At 69.3% G+C, this 19,274-nt stretch carries 18 protein-coding genes; 7 read left to right on the top strand and 11 right to left on the bottom strand.

Translation table 11 applies throughout. From position 1 onward, the window contains the following. Nucleotides 1-75 precede the first annotated feature (75 nt). A complete protein-coding gene (locus tag LZ199_RS19750; RefSeq protein ID WP_253995275.1) occupies nt 76-2,253 on the top strand; it encodes a caspase family protein in 2,178 nt (725 codons plus the stop codon). 10 nt (nt 2,254-2,263) lie between these two features. Here the strand turns inward: LZ199_RS19750 and LZ199_RS19745 are convergent, their stop codons facing one another. After that, nucleotides 2,264-3,043, bottom strand: a complete 780-nt coding sequence (locus LZ199_RS19745; protein WP_253995298.1) for an alpha/beta fold hydrolase — start codon at nt 3,041-3,043, stop codon at nt 2,264-2,266. Nucleotides 3,044-3,137: 94 nt separating this feature from the next. Here LZ199_RS19745 and LZ199_RS19740 point away from each other — a divergent pair, with 94 nt between their 5' ends. The 3 genes from LZ199_RS19740 (at nt 3,138) to LZ199_RS19730 (ending at nt 6,541) form a co-directional block, all read left to right on the top strand. Then, nucleotides 3,138-3,644 (top strand): nuclear transport factor 2 family protein, encoded by a 507-nt coding sequence (locus tag LZ199_RS19740; RefSeq protein WP_253995274.1) that lies wholly within the window; start codon nt 3,138-3,140, stop codon nt 3,642-3,644. Between the two features lie 224 nt (nt 3,645-3,868). Further along, a complete protein-coding gene (locus tag LZ199_RS19735; protein ID WP_253995273.1) occupies nt 3,869-5,344 on the top strand; it encodes a hypothetical protein in 1,476 nt (491 codons plus the stop codon). A gap of 735 nt (nt 5,345-6,079) precedes the next feature. Continuing rightward, complete coding sequence (locus LZ199_RS19730) at nt 6,080-6,541, top strand: SMI1/KNR4 family protein (protein ID WP_253995272.1); 462 nt, start codon at nt 6,080-6,082, stop codon at nt 6,539-6,541. A gap of 16 nt (nt 6,542-6,557) precedes the next feature. Here the strand turns inward: LZ199_RS19730 and LZ199_RS19725 are convergent, their stop codons facing one another. Together LZ199_RS19725 and LZ199_RS19720 are read right to left on the bottom strand one after the other, a co-directional pair. Further along, nucleotides 6,558-7,397 (bottom strand): ceramidase, encoded by an 840-nt coding sequence (locus LZ199_RS19725; RefSeq protein WP_253995271.1) that lies wholly within the window; start codon nt 7,395-7,397, stop codon nt 6,558-6,560. Between the two features lie 28 nt (nt 7,398-7,425). Further along, nucleotides 7,426-8,781, bottom strand: a complete 1,356-nt coding sequence (locus tag LZ199_RS19720; protein ID WP_253995270.1) for a hypothetical protein — start codon at nt 8,779-8,781, stop codon at nt 7,426-7,428. A 327-nt stretch (nt 8,782-9,108) separates the two neighbouring features. Between LZ199_RS19720 and LZ199_RS19715 the strand changes: the two genes are divergently transcribed. Continuing rightward, nucleotides 9,109-9,492, top strand: coding sequence for a hypothetical protein (locus tag LZ199_RS19715; RefSeq protein ID WP_253995269.1), 384 nt, complete (start codon nt 9,109-9,111; stop codon nt 9,490-9,492). A gap of 63 nt (nt 9,493-9,555) precedes the next feature. Here LZ199_RS19715 and ureG read toward each other — a convergent pair whose 3' ends face one another. The 5 genes from ureG to LZ199_RS19690 all read right to left on the bottom strand — a co-directional run bounded on the left by ureG (nt 9,556) and on the right by LZ199_RS19690 (nt 14,397). Continuing rightward, nucleotides 9,556-10,293, bottom strand: coding sequence for an urease accessory protein UreG (ureG, locus tag LZ199_RS19710; RefSeq protein WP_163863017.1), 738 nt, complete (start codon nt 10,291-10,293; stop codon nt 9,556-9,558). A 12-nt stretch (nt 10,294-10,305) separates the two neighbouring features. Then, nucleotides 10,306-10,968, bottom strand: coding sequence for an urease accessory protein UreF (locus LZ199_RS19705; protein ID WP_253995268.1), 663 nt, complete (start codon nt 10,966-10,968; stop codon nt 10,306-10,308). A gap of 16 nt (nt 10,969-10,984) precedes the next feature. Beyond that, nucleotides 10,985-12,700, bottom strand: coding sequence for an urease subunit alpha (ureC, locus tag LZ199_RS19700; RefSeq protein ID WP_253995267.1), 1,716 nt, complete (start codon nt 12,698-12,700; stop codon nt 10,985-10,987). Beyond that, nucleotides 12,697-13,467: an urease subunit gamma gene (gene ureA / locus LZ199_RS19695; RefSeq protein ID WP_253995266.1), complete on the bottom strand. Its 771-nt coding sequence runs from the start codon at nt 13,465-13,467 to the stop codon at nt 12,697-12,699. Before ureA ends, ureC begins: the two co-directional genes overlap by 4 nt. Nucleotides 13,468-13,551: 84 nt before the next feature. Beyond that, the gene (locus LZ199_RS19690) at nt 13,552-14,397 is read right to left on the bottom strand and encodes an urease accessory protein UreD (RefSeq protein WP_253995265.1); all 846 of its coding nucleotides are present in this window, start codon (nt 14,395-14,397) and stop codon (nt 13,552-13,554) included. A 370-nt stretch (nt 14,398-14,767) separates the two neighbouring features. Here LZ199_RS19690 and LZ199_RS19685 point away from each other — a divergent pair, with 370 nt between their 5' ends. Then, entirely contained in the window at nt 14,768-15,874 is a 1,107-nt protein-coding gene (locus LZ199_RS19685; RefSeq protein ID WP_253995264.1) for a saccharopine dehydrogenase family protein, read from the top strand. Then, nucleotides 15,874-16,527 (top strand): TetR/AcrR family transcriptional regulator, encoded by a 654-nt coding sequence (locus LZ199_RS19680; protein ID WP_253995263.1) that lies wholly within the window; start codon nt 15,874-15,876, stop codon nt 16,525-16,527. Before LZ199_RS19685 ends, LZ199_RS19680 begins: the two co-directional genes overlap by 1 nt. 40 nt (nt 16,528-16,567) lie before the next feature. Here LZ199_RS19680 and LZ199_RS19675 read toward each other — a convergent pair whose 3' ends face one another. From LZ199_RS19675 to LZ199_RS19665, 3 genes are all read right to left on the bottom strand, one after another. Continuing rightward, nucleotides 16,568-16,927: a PilZ domain-containing protein gene (locus LZ199_RS19675; RefSeq protein WP_253995262.1), complete on the bottom strand. Its 360-nt coding sequence runs from the start codon at nt 16,925-16,927 to the stop codon at nt 16,568-16,570. An 84-nt stretch (nt 16,928-17,011) separates the two neighbouring features. Further along, entirely contained in the window at nt 17,012-17,710 is a 699-nt protein-coding gene (locus LZ199_RS19670) for a TFIIB-type zinc ribbon-containing protein (protein ID WP_253995261.1), read from the bottom strand. A gap of 22 nt (nt 17,711-17,732) precedes the next feature. Further along, complete coding sequence (locus LZ199_RS19665; RefSeq protein WP_253995260.1) at nt 17,733-19,016, bottom strand: galactose oxidase-like domain-containing protein; 1,284 nt, start codon at nt 19,014-19,016, stop codon at nt 17,733-17,735. Nucleotides 19,017-19,274: the final 258 nt, after the last annotated feature.

The raw sequence follows: 19,274 nt of genomic DNA, 5'->3' as shown, positions 1-19,274 counted from the left end.
AGGGGGCGGCCATCCGGGGTATGCCCTCGGTGCTCACGCGAGGCCGGGCCGAGGCTGGAGCGGGGTGGGAAGCGGATGATGAGTCGGAGCACAGCGCGCGGGTGGGGACGCGCGGCCGGGGTGCTGGCCGCGATGGTGCTGGTGTCGTGGGGCTCGGACTCGGGGGCCGCTCGGCGCGAGGAGGAGCCTGACGCCGCGCTGCGCCGCTTCGCGCTCGTCGTCGGCTCCAGTGAGGGCGGGCCCGGACGTGAGCGCTTGCGCTATGCGGGCTCGGACGCGCTGGCCATGTCGCGCGTGCTGGAGGAACTGGGCGGTGTGGCCCCCGCGGACCGCGTGCTGTTGCTGGAGGCGGACCGGGACATGCTCCTGTCCGCGCTGGAGCGGCTCAAGACGCTGGTGGATGGCGCGGCCGTGCCCGGCGTGCGGCGTGAGCTGGTGGTGTACTACTCGGGCCACTCGGATGCGGACGGCCTGTTGCCGCGCGGCGAGCGCGTCACCTACGGCGATTTGCGCAAGCTGATGGGCCTGGTGCCCGTGGACGTGCGCATCGCCATCCTCGACTCGTGTGGCTCCGGCGCGCTCACCCGCTACAAGGGCGGGCTGCGGCGTCCGTCGTTCCTCACCGACGTCTCCGCGCAGGTGCGAGGCCATGCGTACCTCGCCTCCAGCTCCGCGGACGAGGTGGCGCAGGAGTCGGACACCATCGGCGCGTCCTTCTTCACGCACTTCCTGGTGACGGGCCTGCGCGGCGCGGCGGACACCACGGGTGATGGACGCGTCACGCTGCACGAGGCGTATCAGTTCGCCTTCCACGAGACGCTGGCGCGCACGGAGCGCTCGCAGGGCGGCCCGCAGCACGCGGCCTATGACATCCAGCTCGCGGGCAGTGGCGATCTGGTGATGACGGACCTGCGCGGCTCCAACGCGCGCCTGCGCGTGGCGGAGGAGGTGCAGGGCCGCCTCTTCGTGCGCGACTGGGGCAACCAGCTGGTGGCGGAGCTGCACAAGCAGGCGGGGCGGAGGCTCTCGCTGGGCCTGGAGGCGGGGCGCTACCACGTCACGCTGGAGCGGCCCACGCAGCGCTTCGAGGCGGAGCTGCTGGTGGGGACGAAGGGTGACGCGGAGCTGCGCGTCGGTGACTTCGTGCCGGTGACGCTGACTCGCACGGCGGCGCGGGGTGGCGCCGTGCCGTCGGATGTGCCGCTCGCTCGCGAGGGAGTGCTGGAGGACATGCCCTCCGTGCCCATCAACCTGTCACTGGTGCCGCCGCTGTCCACGAGCGCGTTCTGGGGCGGTGGTGGCCTCAACAACATCGCGTTGGGGGGGCTGGCGGTGCGCTCGTTCCAGCTCCGAGGCCTCGGCGCGGCGACGGGGTTGGGCTGGGTGGACGGGACGATGGAGGGTGTGCAGCTGGCGGGCATCGCCAACGTCACTGGCGGCGAGGCGCTAGGACTCCAGCTCGCGGCGGGTGGCAACCTCGCCTTTGGCGGCGCGACGGGCGTGCAGCTGGCGGGCATCATCAACTACTCGGAGCGCTCCTTCTCCGGGTTCCAGCTGGCCGCGGTGGGCAACCGCTCGGATGCGGACATGCATGGGCTCCAGCTCGTCGGCGGCGTCAACATGGTGGAGAACCTCACGGGCGCGCAGATTGGGGTCTTCAATCTGGCCGGCAGCGTGACGGGCGCGCAGGTGGGGCTCATCAACGTCGCGAGCAACGTGCGTGGGGTGCAGCTCGGCTTCATCAACATCGCCGATGACGTGTCGGTGCCCATTGGCTTGCTCAGCCTGGTGCGCAAGGGGCGCATCGCCTTCGAAATCTGGACGGATGAAGTCACGCCGCTGTCGGTCGGCGTGAAGTACGGCAGCCGCACAGTGCACGTGCTCGCGAGCATCGGCATGAAGGGGCTGGAGGGAGACGACTCCTGGCGCACCGTCACGTCGCTGGGCGTGGGCGTACACCTGCCCCTTGGCGACGGGGACCGCTACTACGCGGACGTGGACCTCTCCCTCGGCGGCTGGCAGCCCAAGCTCTTCGGTGACGGCACGAAGAACAATCTCTATCGCCTGCGCGGCAGCGTGGGCTGGGAGCTGAAGCGGCGCTTCGCCCTCTTTGGCGGAGTGTCGCTCAATGCCTACACGCCGCCGGACGACAATCCCGACAAGGGAATGACGTGGATGCCGCAGTTTCAGACGGGACGAGGGCCCACTGGTACGCGCATGTGGCCCGGCCTGTTCCTGGGCGTGCGCATCTGACGCGCGGGCGTCAGTCGCGCAGCAGCCACGCCAGCAGCTCCTTCGCGCCGTCCACGTGGACGAAGTGGCCCGCGCCCGGGAGCGTCGTCACCGGGCAGCCAGCGGCCTCCAGGCGCGCGGCCTCCTCGTCGGAGACGTAGCGCGAGCGGCCTCCCCGGATGCAGCGCATGGGCGGACGGTCCTTGCGCTCCACGGCGGCCCACAGGTCCGTGCCATTCACGCGTGAGTGCAGCTCCGCGAGGGCCTGTCGGTCGAAGCGCCACCGCACGCCGTCGCCGTCCGCCACCAGGTTCATCACCAGCCAGTCCGCGAGTCCGTCGGACAGGCCCTTGCCGGTGAGCGTGGCGCGCATCTCCTTGCGGTCCTTCGCGTGGGGTGGTGCCTGGAGGAGGATGCCCAGCACCATGCCGCTGTCGGACAAGTCGTAGGGCACGGGGCCCGGGGCGATGTCGAGCAGCGACACGCGGGAGACGGCCTCGGGGACGTGGAGGCTGGCGGCGAGCGAGACGCGTCCACCGAGCGAGTGGCCCACCCAGTCGAGGGCGCCGTTGAAGCCCTGGGCGCGCGCGGTGTCCAGCACGTCGCGAGCGACGGTGTAGAGGTCGGCGCTCGGGGGAGGGACGGGCGAGGTGCCGTGGCCGGTGAGGTCCGGCAGGAGGAAGCGGCGCCGAGGGTCCGCGGCGCTCCACGCCAGCGCCAGGGAGCGCAGGTTGCGCCCCGAGCCGAGGAAGCCATGCAGCAGCACCGTGGGCACATCCCCCTCACCGACCTGGAAGCTCTCGAGGACCACGCGACTCACGCCTTTCTGGCCGGCCCGGAGTCTTGACCTGGGGTGGGCCGTGCCGCTTCATATCGCGAACTTCTCTTCGACGAGGTTGCCCCGCGTGTCCACTGTCTCCCTGTTGTTGTTCGTGCTCGCCGCCGCTCCCGTGACGGGGGCCTCCTCGGACCCGAAGGCCGCCATCGCCACCGTGCTGGATGACTGGCACAAGGCCGCCGCCGACGCGGACGAGGCGCGCTACTTCGGATACTTCACGCCGGACGCCGTCTACATGGGTACGGACGCCACGGAGCGGTGGACGCGCGACGAGTTCCGCGCCTGGTCGAAGCCGTATTTCTCCAAGGGCAAGGCGTGGAGCTTCAAGGCGACCTCTCGCCACATCTTCGTGTCGAAGGACGGCGCGGTGGCGTGGTTCGACGAGACGCTGGACACGCCCAACCTGGGGCCCAGCCGGGGCAGTGGTGTCCTGGTGAAGGACGGCGCCACCTGGAAGATTGCCCAGTACAACCTGTCCATCCCGATTCCGAACGACCTCATGGATGAGGTGGTGAAGCGCATCCAGACGCAGACGCCCGCGAAGCCCGCGCCGGCGGCTCCGAAGAAGAAGTAGTCACGAAGGAGGAGGTGCGGGGTCGTGGTGCGGTGCGTGCCACCGCGACCTCGCGCAAGGCGCGCATGCCACTTCGCGGTGGGCAAGGTGTGCCGGCGTAACGTCGGGGAATGACTTGCCGGGGCGCGCGCGAGCGTCCTGGCCCATGCCTTGAAGTGGCTGTCCCTCGCCCCGGCTCGCTGTGCGCCAGGGTGGTCCGGTCTCGTGATGACCCAGGGGGACGCATGATGCAGCGCACGCGTGCGGTGGTTGTGTGGGTGGGGCTGCTGGCGGGGATGAGCTGCTCCGACGATGGAGCGAAGGACGACGGGGCTGGAGACGCCCTGGGGCCCGTGCCGCCGACCTCGGGTGTCTTTCGTTGGTATGCGGACATCACGCCGGGAGCCGCGACAGGAGATGCCTTCGCGGTGGGGGCGGATGGACGCGTCGCACTGGCTGCCTCGCCCTTCCGGGAAGGAACGGTGGCGGGAGTTCCCTTCGCTCACTACGGCCCGGGCACGACGATTCCGAACTACGACTTGTTGGTGGCGGTGCTCGACTCGAAGGGGGCGCTCGCGTGGAAGCGGAGCTTCTCGACGGTGGAGATCGAAGCGGCGAACGCGGTGGCCTTCGACGAAGCGGGTGATGTCTATCTGGCGGGCCTGTTGAAGGACAACCACGACGGTCTCGACTTCGGAGATGGCGTCACGGTGGGCATCGGCCGAGGGGAGATTTCGAGCTTCCTCGTGAAGCTTCGCGGCGCGGATGGGAAGGCGCTGTGGGCGATGGGGATTGTCTCTGGAGAGCAGAGATACGTGCAGCCCTACTGTGGCTTGTTCCGCAAGGAGCTCCAGGTGCGCGGTGGGCTGGGGGCCATCGGCTGTGTATTCAGCGTCAGTGACCTGTCTTTGGGGCGTGTGCGGCTCGTGACGAGCGCGGGGACGACGGAGGTGTCACCCGTGGCGCTGGGAGCGAATGGCTTCGTGCTCGCGTTCGACCCGGCGAATGGCAGGCCCCTGGGGACGTATGTGATGGGAGGGGCGGAGGCGGTCATCCGGACGCTGGCGCTCACGGAGAGCGGGGGCGTGGTGCTGGGGGGCCGGTTGCGGACGGGCACGGTGGTGGACTCGGCGGGGAGCGAGCCGCTGGTGCTGGCTGCTCCGAGCTGCCTGATTGCAGCGCTGGGGGCTGACCTGAGGCCCGTTCATCGACGGGTCCTGGGCGGCGGAGTGGACACGGATTGCGAGCCAGGAGACGTCGCTCTCGGGGAGAACGGGCGGGTCCATGTCGGAGGGAATGCCGAGGGCGACGTGGGGCTGGGTGATGGTGTGACGGGACAGGGCGCGTTCGGGTTCTCGGGCGTGTTGAACGCGGACCTGTCGAATGAGGGGACGTTCGAGCGCTTCGCGAACGAGTGGGTCTTCGGCGTCGCGACGGATGCGTGGGGACAGTCGTTCACGGGTGTTTCCCGGGAGTCCGCGTCACCGGTGTCGCTGCGCTACACGAAGCGGGACGCGGCCGGTGCCGTGGTGCATACCTCGAGGACCTATACGGGGCCCGTGGGCGTGCGTGCGCCCTATCTCCGAGTGAGAGGAATTGGGGTGGACATGAGCGGTGCACCCACGCTGTTCGGTGTCTTCTCGGGCCCATTCTCCTTCGACGACGGACCCCACGGGAATGCCACGGAGCAGAGCTCCTTCGCGGTGCGCTTCGCTCCCTGATTGGGATAGCGGTGCGTGAAGGTTGGTCAAGGAATGGGCATCGTCTGGATTTGCTTCCCGAGTCGGTTGGGCCTATCTCGTCCTCATGCCCCTCTCCCTCTTGCCCCTGTCGCGCGCGAGCAGCACGCTCCTGTTGCTCGTCACTTCGGGCTGCGGCTCAGCCACTGTCGGCTCCGTCGGTGCCGCGCCAGCCGCGGCGAAATGGATAGGCCCATCGATGCCGACGCCTGATGGTGGTTCGGTGCGAACGGCCATCTATTACGGTCCCTGGCAATGCAACGCACAGTGGATGGCGCGGTGTGAGCAACGATGTGCCACAGCTGGGCACGCGCTGCTTGGCTGCATCTGGCTGGCGGACATCAAGGGGGATTGGACGGGCCGCTTCCTGGGTTTACCCGCCGAGGGTGGCACTCGCCTCGCTGTGACACACTGCTGCTGTGACTACCCGACGGTCGGCAATGCGGAGGAACTCCGCCGCCAATGGGACAACGTGCGGAAGACCTTCCGGCGCACCTGGGCAGAAGAGTTGGGCGAGTGGCCACAGACCGCTGGCCGGAACTGGCCGGGGCACCACATTCACGACCTGCTCCATGGTGGACACCCCACGGCTCAATCGAACGTGCTCCCCCTCCCTGAAGAGGTGCACAAGGTCGTCAACGACGCGTACCCTGCATGCTATGCCAGGGACCCGCGATGGCTCTCCATCGGACCAGTGAAGCCGTACGTGGATTGACCATGACGATGGAAGAACTCCTCGCCGAAGTCTCCCGTGCCCATCATCCGCATGCGCCCGCGGCTCCAGCGGAGATCGCCGCCTTCGAGGAGCGCGTGGGCTGGCGCCTGGATGATGAGCTTCGTGCCTTCTATCAACACTGTGATGGCGCCGAGCTCTTCGACCCGTTGCCGGATGCGCGCTACAGCATCCTCTCCCTCGCGGAGATTCGGCGTGCGCGCATCGCGATTCGCGGAAGAGACGAGGACTCGGCGGGGCCCGCTGACTGGTGGGCGGTCGTGGATGTCCAGGACGGGGACTATGCCCTTCTCGACGTCAGTGCACCTCGCGCCGGCGGCTACCCGCTCCTGGATGGGTGGCACGAATCGTATCCCCTCAAGTGCCGGCCGATTGCCGCTTCGTTCCGTGAGTTTTTGGCGCGCGCGCTGTCGGGCGGCGACAGGCTCTACTGGCTGAACGAATAGGCCGGCCCCCTTGGGGTCAGGTGGGATTTGCTCCGTCCCGCGATGAGGGCGGTGTCGCCTGCTCCTCGAGCCGTGAAGGCAACAGGACTCGCGGAATCACGCCCAGCACGGCCCGCAGCTGGGACTCCTTTCCCAGCGTCCTCAACCGCTCCCGTGCAATCACGAGCAGGAGCGCGTTGAACCCGAAGGCCACGAGCACGTGCCACCAGGCATGGAACTGGGGATTCGGAATGCCTCGCGCCGGTAGCGTCTCGTTGAGCGTGGGGCAGAACTGGATGTCGCTCACCCACAAGACAATCGCGAGCGCATAGGCCCCGATGCCGAGCTGGAACAGTCGTTTCGTGGCCACGTCCGGACTGCGCCGCTGGAGGAAGTACGTCCGCCCGAGCGCGAAGAACTCCAGCGACGCGAAGCTCACCTGGAAGAGGAAGAACTGCACCGCGCCCCGGGTGAACGCTGTCAGGTACGTCACGAGCACCGCGTGCCCGAACAACACCCACGGGAACCAGCTCCCGAACCGTCGCTGGGGCCGGTCCTCCAGCAGGATGTAGACGATGACGATGGCCAGATAGAGCATCGGCAGCTCGTCCAACATCTGGTGCTCGCGGCGCAGCGTCATGTGGAACGCCGTGCTGCCCACTCCCACCAGCGCGAGCAACGCGAAGGCGAGGAGGAACCGCCGCTCCAGCACCCGTCGGTGCAGCACGACGCCCAGCACCCCCGTGAGGACCAGGATGAGACTGGACGCCGAGTTGAACAGCTCTCCGACGTGGAACAGGTGCTGGTAGTTCGTCTCGCACCAGTCCACCGTCGAAGTGCTCGGGCCCCAGAAGCCCGTCGTGGTCGAGGACATCATGCGCGCGAGCGTAGCACCCGCCCTTCCCTCAGCGCGGCGCGACGATGTAGCGCCCCAACCGCGACACGGTGCCGCTCACGGTGTTCGCCGCTGTGTCCACCTGCGCTCCCGGAACCTCCTGCGCGATGCTCGCCGCGGGCTTCCAGTAGAGCGTGAGGGAGGACTCGGACGCGCCTGCGGGCATGAGGCTCGGGTCGTAACTCACCGTCAGTCGAGCCTGCTTCAAGAGCGGGTCTTCCCCGAACGTGAAGGAGTAGTTGTGCGCCCCGGCGAACGATTCCCATCCGCTCGGCACCACCATTCCCGAGCGCCAGCTTCCAGGCCCGACATGAAACTCCGAGGCCACGGCCCCCGCCGGAAGCTCCCAGCGCACTCGCCCTCCATACATGGAGACAGTGCCTCCGGCCGGGGTGAAGCTCGCCACGTCACCGCATTGGTTCGGACGCAGCTCGCCCGCCAGCGTCAGGCCCGCGAAGGTGTCCTCGCCCGCGAGGCCGTCCAGGATGCGGTGATACTGGTACATGGACGTGGCGAGGGGAACGCCCAGGAAGAGGGACTCCGTGCCATCGCCCCTGGACCACAGCGTGTCGATTCGCCGCATGCTCTCCGCGAGCTGCGGATAGTCGAGCCCGTGTTGCTGGCACAGGTTCCAGGCCGTGGGCGCGAAGAGCTCGTTCGTCGCATCACACAGACTCTGGGCTTCTCCGCCGATGCGGTAGGAGACCGCGCGCACGAACCACTCGTGAGAGAGCTCATGGCGCAGGAAGAACACGACGTGCGCGTACTCGTGTGCCACGAGCACCTGGTTCTCGCGAGCCAGCGCGTTCTCCACTGTCAGGGGGCGCGGGACGTTGGGTGGCTGGGCTTGCGAGGCCTCCAAGTCCCACAGGCAGACGTTCGACCCGGGTCCCGGGCCTTCCGGTGTGGAGTTCATGAACGACGCGCCCGCGAGGTTGCCCGGGCTCCCGCACACGCTGTCCGAGGCGAGGTGGATGTCCACCGGCGCCATCTTCGACACCACGTCGACCCCCGTGAGTGACAGCAGGTCGTCCTTCACGGCGCGAAAGCCCGCGTAGCGAGCGAAGATGTACGACTCATCGATGGGGCAGGGCGCCTGACAGACGATGCGGAACGTGTCCCCGGCGCGCTGATAGGCGACGTAGGACTGCCCGCCCAGCGTCACCGTCTGCGCGGGAATCGAGGGCACCTCGATGGGCGGGCCTGCATCGGATCCTGCATCGCTCCCCGCGTCCGTTCCCGCGTCGCGCCCCTGGACACCCGCGTCGACAGGGTCACCAGGTGACGGGTCGTCCTCGTCGCCACAGGCCGTGAGCAGGAGCAGCGTTCCGAGCAGGGCACATCGCACGAGATGCAGGAGGGTCATGGAGGAGGTCGTCATGGAGTGGGTCGCGAAGACGGGTATGTCCCAGAACACCTGCCATGGGTACCCGTCATCACCGGAGCCTTCACCTGAAGTGGTCGCATCCCAACGCTTCGGCCCGGTCCGCGTCGCGTTCCAGGGGGATGGGCTGGTCCCAGCGCGCATCGCGACGTTGCTGCTGTCACCCCCCGGGCCGAGCGACCACGCGGCGCTTTGTCCTGGCCGCCCTGATGTCGTCGATGGGAAAATCCCAGGCGCACTTTCAGAGGGGGCGGTCGATGAGTGAAAGCAGCATGGTTCGATGGCGAGAAGTTGAGGTAGGGGGGCGCCATGTTTGATCATCCCCATCCGTGGCTTTGGGCCGGCTCGAGTCTGCTGGTCATCTTTGTCGGGGCGCTGGCCATCAGGAAGGTCCGGCAGCAGCGCCACAGGCGGAACTGGATTCTCACCCATGGCCGACGGGTGAAGGCCACGTTGCGCGAAGTCACATACGATTCGATGTTCGTGGGCGACGAGGCCACCATGCACCTGCGGCTCCTGATGCACGAAGGGGAGCCGGGCAAGGACTGGCTCGTGGAGCAGGTGCGTCTGGTGCACGGGCGTGAGCTCATCCTCCGGCTGGTGGCCGGCGCGGTGTTGGATGTGGCCTATGACCCCGCGGACCGTGAGAATTGTCCGGTGATTCTCCAAGTGGATGGCGACACCTTGACGTGAGTCGCGTCGACAGCGCCTCCCAACCAATGACAGCGGGAGGCACTGTTGGAGCTCGCGAGGAGGTCAGGACGCGCGGGCGCCGGTGCGCTGCTTCCACGCGGTGAGCAGATGCTCGACGACCTCGTCCAGGCCCACGTCCTTGGTGACCTGGGTGAAGACGAACGGCCCGCTGCCGCGCATCTTCTTCGCGTCTCGCTCCATCACTCCCAGGTCCGCGCCCACGTGCGGCGCCAGGTCCGTCTTGTTGATGATGAGCAGGTCCGACTGCGTGATTCCCGGCCCGCCCTTGCGCGGCACCTTGTCCCCGCCCGCCACGTCAATGACATACACCGTGTAGTCCGCCAGCTCCCGGCTGTACTGCGCCGCCAGGTTGTCGCCGCCGCTCTCCACAATCAGCAGCTCCGGCGTCAGCTCCTCCATCAACTGCTCCAGCGCCAGCAGGTTGTGGCTGATGTCCTCGCGAATCGCCGCGTGCGGACAGCCTCCCGTCTCCACCGCCTTGATTCGCTCCGGTGACAGCGCGTGGTTGCGGACCAGGAACTCCGCGTCCTCCTTGGTGAAGATGTCGTTCGTCACCACGCCCAGCCGGTAGCGCTCGCGCAGCCTGCGGCACAGCGCCAGCACCAGCGCCGTCTTCCCGCTGCCCACCGGGCCGCCGATGCCGATGGTGAAGGCCCGGGACTGGTAGTCGCGCTTCTTCGGCTCCTCCCGCTCCTCGAAGTGGCCCGGGTGGTCCCACTCCTCATGCGTGTGGTCGTGCTCGTCGTCATGGCCATGGCCGCGGTGGTCATCGTCGTGCATGTGCGCTTCACCTCAGGACAGGAAGAGTCTCGAATAGAGCCGGTCGTGCGTCGAACCCAGCAAGTCCAACAACGGTGACGGCTGCGCCAGCTCCTCCAACCCCAGCCCCGCGCAGCGCTCCCACACCGTGTCCAACAACGACGTCGCCTGATGCTGCAGCTGGTGCGACTCGTGCGTGCCGATGATGCCCAGCCGCACCGCCGCCGACAGCGTGCCCCTCAACGTCAGCGACAGATGCAGCCGCTGCGCCTCCGACAGCTCCACCTCCAGCACGTTCAACACCGCCCCGAACACCGGCGCGTGATGGAAGCCCAGCCCCGCCGCTCGCGCCGACTCGCGCAGCGGCCCCACCGGCCCCGGGAAGATGCGCGCGCACGTGTCCAGGAATGCCCGGCCCTGCGTGCGGCTCGCCCGGTGCGCCACGTGGCTGGTGAGGAACGCCTCCGCGCGCGCGTCCAGCTCCGGCAGTCGAGACGGCTCGCGATGCGCCGCGCTCAACAGCGGCAGCGCTCCATACCCCGCCTGCCACAGCAGCTCCCGCGCGAAGCGGCGCAGCTCCGGTGCCCCTCGCACCTCGCCCGCCTGCACCGCCGCCTCCAGTCCCCCCGAGTGCGCGAAGCCCCCCGTGGGAAACCCCGAGTCCGCCAGCTGAAGCACCTTCCACGACGAGCCCATGGCGCGAGGCTCCCGGTCAGAACAGTGAGTAGCGCTGCGCCAGCGGCAGCTTCACCGCGGCCTCACACCGCAACAGCTCTCCATCCGCTCGCACCTCGTACGTCTCCGGGTCCACCGTGATGACCGGCAGCGCGTCGTTGAGCCGCATGTCCCGCTTGCTCAACCCTCGACACCGCTTCACCGCGACCACCCGCTTCGTCAGCCCCAGCTCACGCGTCGTTCCCTCCGCCAGCGCGCGTGGCGAGACGAACACCACGCTGGTGGCCCCGAGCGCACGGCCCCGCGCTCCGAACATGGGCCGCATCAGGTACGGCTGCGGCGTGGGAATGGAGGCGTTCGCGTCGCCCATCTGTCCCCAGGCGATGAAGCCGCCCTTGATGACCAGCTCCGGCCGGATGCCGAAGAAGGCCGGCCGCCACAGCACCAGGTCCGCCAGCTTCCCCACCTCCACCGAGCCCACCTCGTGGGACAGCCCATGGGCGATGGCCGGGTTGATGGTGTACTTCGCCACGTACCGTCGGATGCGCAGGTTGTCGTTGTCGCCCGCCTCCTGGCTCAGTCGCCCGCGCTGCTCGCGCATCTTGTGCGCCGTCTGCCAGGTGCGACAGATGACCTCGCCCACGCGCCCCATGGCCTGGCTGTCCGAGGACATGATGCTGATGGCGCCCAGGTCATGAAGGATGTCCTCGGCGGCAATCGTCTCGCCCCGGATGCGGCTCTCCGCGAAGGCCACGTCCTCGGGAATCTCCCGGTCCAGGTGATGGCAGACCATGAGCATGTCGAGGTGCTCGTCCAGCGTGTTCACCGTGTACGGCCGCGTGGGGTTGGTGGACGAGGGCAGCACGTTGTCCACGCCGCACACGCGGATGATGTCCGGTGCATGGCCGCCACCCGCGCCCTCGGAGTGGTACGTGTGGATGGTGCGGCCCTTGATTGCCGCGAGCGAGTCATCCACGTAGCCCGACTCGTTGAGCGTGTCCGTGTGGATGGTGACCTGGACGTCCTCGTCCTCGGCCACGGTGAGGCACGTGTCGATGGCGGCCGGCGTGGTGCCCCAGTCCTCGTGCAGCTTGAGGCCAATGGCGCCCGCGCGAATCTGGTCCACCAGCCCCTCCGGCATGGACGTGTTGCCCTTGCCCGTGAGGCCGATGTTGAGCGGAATCGTGTCAGTGGCCTGGAGCATCCGCTGGAGGTTCCAGATGCCCGGCGTGCACGTCGTGGCCTTCGTGCCCGTCGCGGGGCCGGTGCCTCCGCCCACCCAGGTGGTGATGCCGCTGGCGAGCGCCTCGTCCGCCTGCTGCGGGCAGATGAAGTGGATGTGCGTGTCCAGCCCGCCCGCCGTGACGAGGTGCCCCTCCGCGGAGATGGCCTCCGTGGTGACGCCCACCACCATGCCCGGCGTCACCCCGGCCATGATGTCCGGGTTGCCCGCCTTGCCGATGCCGACGATGCGGCCCGCCTTGATTCCGATGTCCGCCTTGTAGATGCCCGTCCAGTCGAGGATGAGCGCGTTGGTGAGGACGACGTCCAGCGCGTCCGCGTCGCCGGCCCCCGCGCGCTGGCCCATGCCCTCGCGCAGCACCTTGCCTCCGCCGAACTTGCACTCGTCACCGTAGACGGTGGCGTCGCGCTCGACTTCGGCCCATAGGCTCGTGTCGCCCAGCCGGACTTTGTCCCCGGTGGTGGGCCCGAACATGTCCGCGTAGTGGCGCCGGTCCATCTTCCGACTCATTCGTGCTCCCCTTCGTGGCCGAAGCCGCGCGCACGGACCGCTTCCATCCCTCGCTCACGATTCTCGTCGGAAACCTTGCCGCTGCCCAACGCGTTGCCTCCGCGCACCACCTGCTCGCCCGCGATGGCCACCAGCTGCACCGTCTTGCGCTCACCCGGCTCGAAGCGGACGGCCGTGCCCGCCGGAATGTCCAGGCGTCGGCCGTAGGCCTTCTCGCGGTCGAAGGCGAGCGCGCGGTTCGTCTCGAAGAAGGGGTAGTGGCTGCCCACCTGGATGGGACGGTCTCCCAGGTGCGTCACGGGGAGGGAGACGGTGTCGCGGCCCGCGTTGAGCTCGATGTCGCCGGGCTTCACGCGCACCTCGCCGGGCACTCCGTCCCCCGTGGACACCGGCGCGCTGAAGCGCTCCAGCGACGGCACCGGAAGGAAGCTGCCGTACAGCGCGAGCTCCAGATCGCCATGCTCGGCCACCACCGGGTGGTGCACCGTCACCAGCTTGGAGCCGTCCGGGAAGGTGCCCTCGACCTGCACCTCCGCGAGCATCTCCGGCACGCCCTCCATCACCTGCGCGCGTCCCAGGAAGCGCCGCCCCAGGTCCATCAGCTCCGCCACGCTCCGGCCGTCACGGATGAACTCCAGCAACTGCGTGGCGATGAGGGCGACGGCCTCCGGGTAGCTCAGCCTCACCCCTCGGGCGAGCCGCTTCTGGGCCAGGAAGCCCGCCTGATGCAGCAACAGCTTGTCGACGTCGCGAGGGGACAGGTGCACGAGACCAACTCCCAGGGGCCCGAGGGCGCCATGACTTGACGCGTCAACAGTAGTGCAAGGTGTCGGGCGTCGCCAGGGCGGGGCTCAGACACGCCGGGCCCAGGGGTCGTCGCCGAGCAGCGCCGGGAGGAAGGAGAGCCAGTCCCGGGTGGTGCGCACCAGCTCCTCCACCGACACGGCGGCGGCGCGCACCAGCAGGCCCTGAGTGCCCAGGAGGCTGGAGGAGGGGATGAGGGAGGCGCGCGCGGTGACGGGCAGCGTGGAGATTCGGGCGTGTAGCGCCTCGCGTGTGGTGGCCAGCGCGGGGCCGACGAGGAGGAGGGTGGCCATGGCCTCGAAGCGGCCCAGGCGCTCCGGCAGCGTGCCGTGCGTGGGGTCCAGCAGCCAGCGCTCGTCGATGAGCGCGCGCTCGCCCACGTGGACGCGCAGGGTGGAGGCGTAGTGCGAGAAGGCCCAGCGCTCGCCGCTGGCGCTGCGTCCGGAGGTGATGAGGTCCGCGACGATGAGCGACGCGCCCGGCGCGAGCTGGAAGGCCAGGGTCTGGCTGTAGCGCGCGCCGGTGAAACACGCGGTGGGGTCCGGCACCCAGGCGAGCAGTGCGTCCTCACCCACGCGCGCGGACACGTCGCTGCGACAGCCGGAGGGCGAGCGGTAGACGCGATTGGCGCCCTGGGAGGACAGCCACGCGGTGGCACCGGGCGCCAGGTCCACCTGGAGCGAGAGGTGGTCCCCGTCCACGAGGCCGCCGCCGAACGAGCTCGTATAGGCCCACGCGGCGTGGCCGTGATTGCGAGGGGTGAGCAGGCGCAGCGGGCTGTGCGCCAGCGCGGTGCGCACCACGGTGCGAGGGCCGGAGCGCTCGAAGGCGAGGTGGGCGAAGCCCGCGCGGCGGGGTGTCTCGGGGAGGGATGACCGCGGCTCCAGGCTCACGCGGTCAGCCTGGGCCAAACGCGCCCGGAGCACAACGCCCTGGCCGTGGCGAGGTGCCCACGCGGGCGACGCATCGCCGCGAGAGCGCTCGCGCGAAAAGCGTGGAGAAGAAGGGGGGCAGCGGGTGCGCCGTGTCGTCGCGCAGCCGCGCCCTGTCCAGGTCCACCTGCGCTGGCCCCCATGGACCCGGCCGGTCCTTGGGGCTCCCTCTCCAGACGCCACCGGGTGGCGAAAGTCGCGAGCCACTCCGGACCGAGCCCCGCGCCCTCAGAAGGGCGTCTCGGACGATTGTCGTGAGAATTAGGTCATATGACCTATATTGTCTCCGTCGAGGCACGGACGTCCCGTGTCCGCCCGTGTGGGGGTCGTCATGGTGTCCGAGGGAAGTGTCGTGCTGGTGGGGGGCTACGGCGTGGTGGGTGTCCGGCTCGCCCGCTTGTTGAGGGCGCGCCACCCCGGCTTGCCGCTCGTCATCGCCGGCCGGAGGCTGGAGCCCGCGCGGGAGCTGGCCGCCGCGCTCGGGAACGCCGAGGGCGTGGCGCTGGATATCCGGGCCCCGTCACCGCTGGCGGTGCTCGGCGTGAAGCCTCGGGCCGTGGTGTCGCTGGTCAATGACCCGGAGGACCACCTGTTGATGTCGGCGGCGCGCGACGGTGTCCCCGTGCTGGACATCACCCGGTGGACGTCGCGGGTGCGGGCCGCGATGTTGAGGCTGTCGGGCACGCCTCCGCGCGGGCCGGTGATGCTGGGCTCGGCGTGGATGGCGGGGCTGGTGCCTCGGCTGGTGGCGATGGCCGCACGACGCCTGGGACGGCTGGAGCACGTGGACGTGGGCATCCGCTTCGCGCTCGCGGACGAGGCGGGTCCGGACTCCCTGGAGTACATGGACCGGCTGGGGTTGTCCTTTGACGTGACGGAGCGCGGGCAGGAGCGCCAGGTGCTGCCGCTGACGGACGGGCGGCGCGTGACGTTCTCGGACGGACGGAGCACGCGGGTGTTCCGGCTCGACACACCCGAGCAGGCGACGCTGCCCATGGTGCTGGGCGCGCGCGGCGTGGCGACGCGGCTGGGGTTCGACTCGGGCTCGGCGACGTGGTCGCTCGTGGTGCTCCAGCGGCTCGGAATCCTCCGCCTGCTCCAGCATCCCCGGCTGACGCCACTGCGCCGCGCGCTGCTGGCGACCAGCGGCACCGGAGGCGAGGCCGCGTGGCTTGCCGACCTGGAGGGCGAGTACGGTCGCACCCGCATCGAGGTGGTGGACCCGAAGGGCCAGGCGCACCTGACGGCCGTGGGCGCGCTGCTCGGCGTCGAGCGACTGCTGGGCCTGGATGGCGCGCCGCCTCCGTCCGCCGGCGTGTGGTTCCCCGAGCACGAGCCCCGCGCCGAAGCGCTGCTGGCCACGCTGCGCGACTGCGGCGTCACCGTGCGGCTCGATGAGGTAGCGTCCGACGAGGTGCCGACGAGGAAGGCGGCCTGATGTCACCACGCGCGAGCAAGTCTCCCGGGAAGCTCCCCTCTGCGAAGCCGCGAGCGGGCACCGCCGTCCACGCCAAGGGCCATGAGCGCGTGGAGCGCATCCTGGACGCGGCCATGGATGTATTGGTGGAGGACGGCTACGCGGGGCTGAGCCTGCGCGGCGTGGCCCAGCGCGCGGGCTTGAGCCTGGGCAACCTCCAGTACTACTTCCCCACGAAGCAGGACGTGGTGCGCGCGCTGCTCGCGCGCTACCTGGAGACCGCCATCCGCCGGGTGCGCGAGCGCATGGACGGAGGAGGACAGGAGCCGGCGAAGCGGCTGCGGCACGCGCTGGACGCCCTGCTGGAGGACCAGGAGTCCCCCCGTCACTTCCAGCTCTTCGCGGAGCTGTGGGCGCTGGCCGCGCGCGACGCCATGGTGGCCGAGGCGCTGGGGGTCTTCTATGCCGGCTATCGCGAGGGCGTGGTGGAGCTGCTGCGCGAGCTGTCGCCCGACCTCACGCCTGCTCGACGGGAGCGACGCGCGGCCTTGCTGGTGGCCTTCTTCGAGGGGCTCTCGCTCTTTCGCGGCGGAGGCAGCCTGCGTGCCTCCTCCGTGCCCGGACTGGAGCAGGAGCTGCGCGCCCTGTGGGACGAGTTCGCCGGACGGCCGTGAGTCCTCTCAGGGCCGTGCGACGCGGGAATCGCGGGGGACCTCAGTCCTCTTCGACGACGAGCACCGACTTGAGGCGCTCCAGCGTCTCCGGGGTGACGTCCGTGAAGGCGAGGCCTACTTCGTAGACCGCCACAGCGTCCTTGGGCAGCTTGCGCAGCCACGCCACCCGCGCGCGACATTCCAGCGTGGAGCCGTCTCCCAGAAACAGGTCCACCTCCAGCTGGAGGCCCTCGGCGTACGGCTCGTCGGAGTAGATGCGAACGCCGCCCAGGCTCGCGTCCAGCACCTGCCGCTTGTCGCCGAATTTCAGCCGCGCCGGGCGCGCATACAGCGGCGCCTGGAGACGGGGAAACAGACGACGGTCATCCGCCGGAATGCTCTTCGTGCTCACCTGACTCATCATTGGCACTCCCCCCGTCACAATCCGGCGGGTCTCACGGGACTGTCACGAGCATAGGGGATTCAGTGGCGGTGTGAAGGTGGGTCAATGGAACAATCCCGCCACCACCTCCAACAACCCACCCATCGCGTCTCCCACCAGGTTCGCCCCCTCCACGGCCGCCTCGGCGGCGGAGCCCAGGCCCTCGCTGGCCGCCTCCACCGTGACGCCCAGCATCTCGCCGACCTCCACCACGTCCGCCGCGTCTCCCGCCCGCTCCAGTGAGGCGGACAGGACCTCGGCCGCCCGGGAGCGCTCGGGGCTGCCCGCGGTCACCTGGGACAGCGCCGCCGCGGCCGCCGCGGCAGCAGCCGTGCCCACCACCGCCGCGCCCACCGCGAGCGGACGTTGGGAGCGCTGGTGCCAGTCGATCAACGCCTTGAGCTCGTTCGCGTCCAGCCAGAGGCCATGACAGCTCCCACACAGGTCCACCGCGCACACCTCCGTGCGCACCTGGGAGAGGAACTTCGCGCAGGACGGACAGCGCGCCGCCGGAGCGCCGCACAGCCCGCACTGCTCATGCGTCGTCGGGACATGGTGTCGCGAGTGACGACAGCGCCGGGTCGCCGTCGGCAGGGCCGCCCGGAGCGCCTCCGTCCTCCAGCCCGGTGCCAGCCGCTCCAGCTCCCCCGCGTCCAGCCAGTGGCCGTGACAGCGGGTGCAGGTGTCGACCGGGACACCGCGCATTTCAATGACGCGCAGCGTGGGAGCAGGTTGTGTGCAGACGGGGCAGTCGCTCTTCATGCGGTGTGCATTCTTCCACGAATCAGGGCGGAGGGATGCGCAGCCGGCGGCCGTACGAGGGTACGCCCGCGTCGTTGACGATGAAGAGCTGGTAGTAGCCCGGCGGCGCGAGGTTGCGGTTGGCGGGCATGAGGGCGGTGATGCTGCCCTCGCTTCGCGCGAAATCGAGCGTGAGCAGCCGCTGGTTCATGTCGAAGGTGTGAGTCACCGAGCCGAGCGCGATGAGGGACACGCGGGCGATGCTGGCCGCGTCGGGCGTGGTGATGGTGAGGGGGCTCGCGGGCAGGCACGTGGTGGGCACCTCGGTGACGACGGGGCGCGGGCCCTTGAAGAGGTAGGGCGGAGAGAAGATTTCGGCGGTGCGCTCCAGCCGTCCTCCCGCGGACAGCACGCGTCCATCTGGCAGGAGCAGGGCGGTGGAGTGATAGCCCCGGTAGCGGGCATTGCTCGCCAGCGAGGTCCAGGTGTTGGTGGCGGGGTTGAAGACCTCCGCGTGGTAGACGGGGGCGTCGGCCGAGTCGAAGCCAGGCCCGTGGGTGCCACCGATGACGAGCACGGTGCCGTCCGGCAGGAGGACCGCGTTGTGCTGGCGCCGGGGGAGGCTCATCGGGGCCCGGTACTCCCAGGCGGGCGAGTCGGCGGTGAGGGCTATCTGCTCCACGGTGGCGGTGGGCGGCTCGCTGCCGCCGATGATGAGCACCTTGCCGTCCATGTACACGGCGGGGCCGTAGTTCCGCCCGCCGAAGAGGCTCTGGGGGCCGGTGGTCCAGGCGCCATTGCCGGTGGGGTCCAGCCAGAGCGAGACGCGCAGGGAGCCGGCGTAGAAGAGCCGCCCGTCGGGCGCGAGGAACATCTTCGGGTAGTAGGGGAAGTTCTTCTGCGCGCCCGTCAGCGTCCGCCAGGTGTTGGTGCCCGCGATGAAGCGCTGGGGGATTTCGTTGATGTCTCCGGGCCCGGCGACTTCTCCGGAGGTCACCACCGCGTCTCCGTTGGAGAGCGTCGTGCTGGTGGGGTACCAGCGCGGACCGTTCATGTCCGGCAGGCGCGTCCAGGTGTTGGTGTCGAAGTCGAAGAGGCTCGCGTCGTCGAGCCCCACGTGGCTGGCGACGTGTCCCCCGCTGACGAGCATCTTCCCGTTCGAGAGGAAGGAGTGGCCCGCGCAGAAGACGTTGTAGCCGGGGAAGGGGACCGTGGAGAACACCTGGGTGGTGGGGTCCCAGCGCATCGGCGGCAGGTTGCCCTCTTCGAACTCGCCGAAGAAGAACACCTTCCCGTCGGGAAGCAGACTGAGGTGGGTGGCGGCCATGGGCCAGTTCATGACGCTGGACCATCGGCCGACCTGCGACGGGGACTGCGCGCGAGTCGGGGACATCCACAGCACGAGGCCGAGAATCCAGACCCCCTGTATGTGGGGTGAGAGGGAGACACGGCGGGGCTTCATGAGCTCTCTCCGAGTGGATGCTTCTCAAACGCGGAGGCAGAACGTAAGCCCGCAACGCAAAGCGGCCAGCCGTTCCCTCGTCCCGGTCATTGCCCTTTGGGTGACGGGCCCCTCCCACCGGAG

The sequence above is a fragment of the Myxococcus qinghaiensis genome (assembly GCF_024198215.1).
Lineage (GTDB): Bacteria > Myxococcota > Myxococcia > Myxococcales > Myxococcaceae > Myxococcus > Myxococcus qinghaiensis.
Note: the sequence above shows the minus strand (reverse complement) of the source record. Positions and strands in the feature narration are given on the sequence as shown.

Excerpts from the sequence above, each read along its gene's own strand:
- LZ199_RS19720 (WP_253995270.1), bottom strand. The coding sequence starts at position 8,781 with ATGACCCTCCTGCATCTCGTGCGATGTGCCCTGCTCGGAACGCTGCTC.
- LZ199_RS19705 (WP_253995268.1), bottom strand. The coding sequence starts at position 10,968 with ATGGGCTCGTCGTGGAAGGTGCTTCAGCTGGCGGACTCGGGGTTTCCC.
- LZ199_RS19750 (WP_253995275.1), top strand. The coding sequence starts at position 76 with ATGATGAGTCGGAGCACAGCGCGCGGGTGGGGACGCGCGGCCGGGGTG.
- LZ199_RS19675 (WP_253995262.1), bottom strand. The coding sequence starts at position 16,927 with ATGAGTCAGGTGAGCACGAAGAGCATTCCGGCGGATGACCGTCGTCTG.
- LZ199_RS19670 (WP_253995261.1), bottom strand. The coding sequence starts at position 17,710 with ATGAAGAGCGACTGCCCCGTCTGCACACAACCTGCTCCCACGCTGCGC.
- LZ199_RS19685 (WP_253995264.1), top strand. The coding sequence starts at position 14,768 with ATGGTGTCCGAGGGAAGTGTCGTGCTGGTGGGGGGCTACGGCGTGGTG.
- LZ199_RS19680 (WP_253995263.1), top strand. The coding sequence starts at position 15,874 with ATGTCACCACGCGCGAGCAAGTCTCCCGGGAAGCTCCCCTCTGCGAAG.
- ureG (WP_163863017.1), bottom strand. The coding sequence starts at position 10,293 with ATGCACGACGATGACCACCGCGGCCATGGCCATGACGACGAGCACGAC.
- LZ199_RS19730 (WP_253995272.1), top strand. The coding sequence starts at position 6,080 with ATGACGATGGAAGAACTCCTCGCCGAAGTCTCCCGTGCCCATCATCCG.
- ureC (WP_253995267.1), bottom strand. The coding sequence starts at position 12,700 with ATGAGTCGGAAGATGGACCGGCGCCACTACGCGGACATGTTCGGGCCC.
- LZ199_RS19725 (WP_253995271.1), bottom strand. The coding sequence starts at position 7,397 with ATGATGTCCTCGACCACGACGGGCTTCTGGGGCCCGAGCACTTCGACG.
- LZ199_RS19735 (WP_253995273.1), top strand. The coding sequence starts at position 3,869 with ATGATGCAGCGCACGCGTGCGGTGGTTGTGTGGGTGGGGCTGCTGGCG.
- LZ199_RS19665 (WP_253995260.1), bottom strand. The coding sequence starts at position 19,016 with ATGGCCGCCACCCACCTCAGTCTGCTTCCCGACGGGAAGGTGTTCTTC.
- LZ199_RS19715 (WP_253995269.1), top strand. The coding sequence starts at position 9,109 with ATGTTTGATCATCCCCATCCGTGGCTTTGGGCCGGCTCGAGTCTGCTG.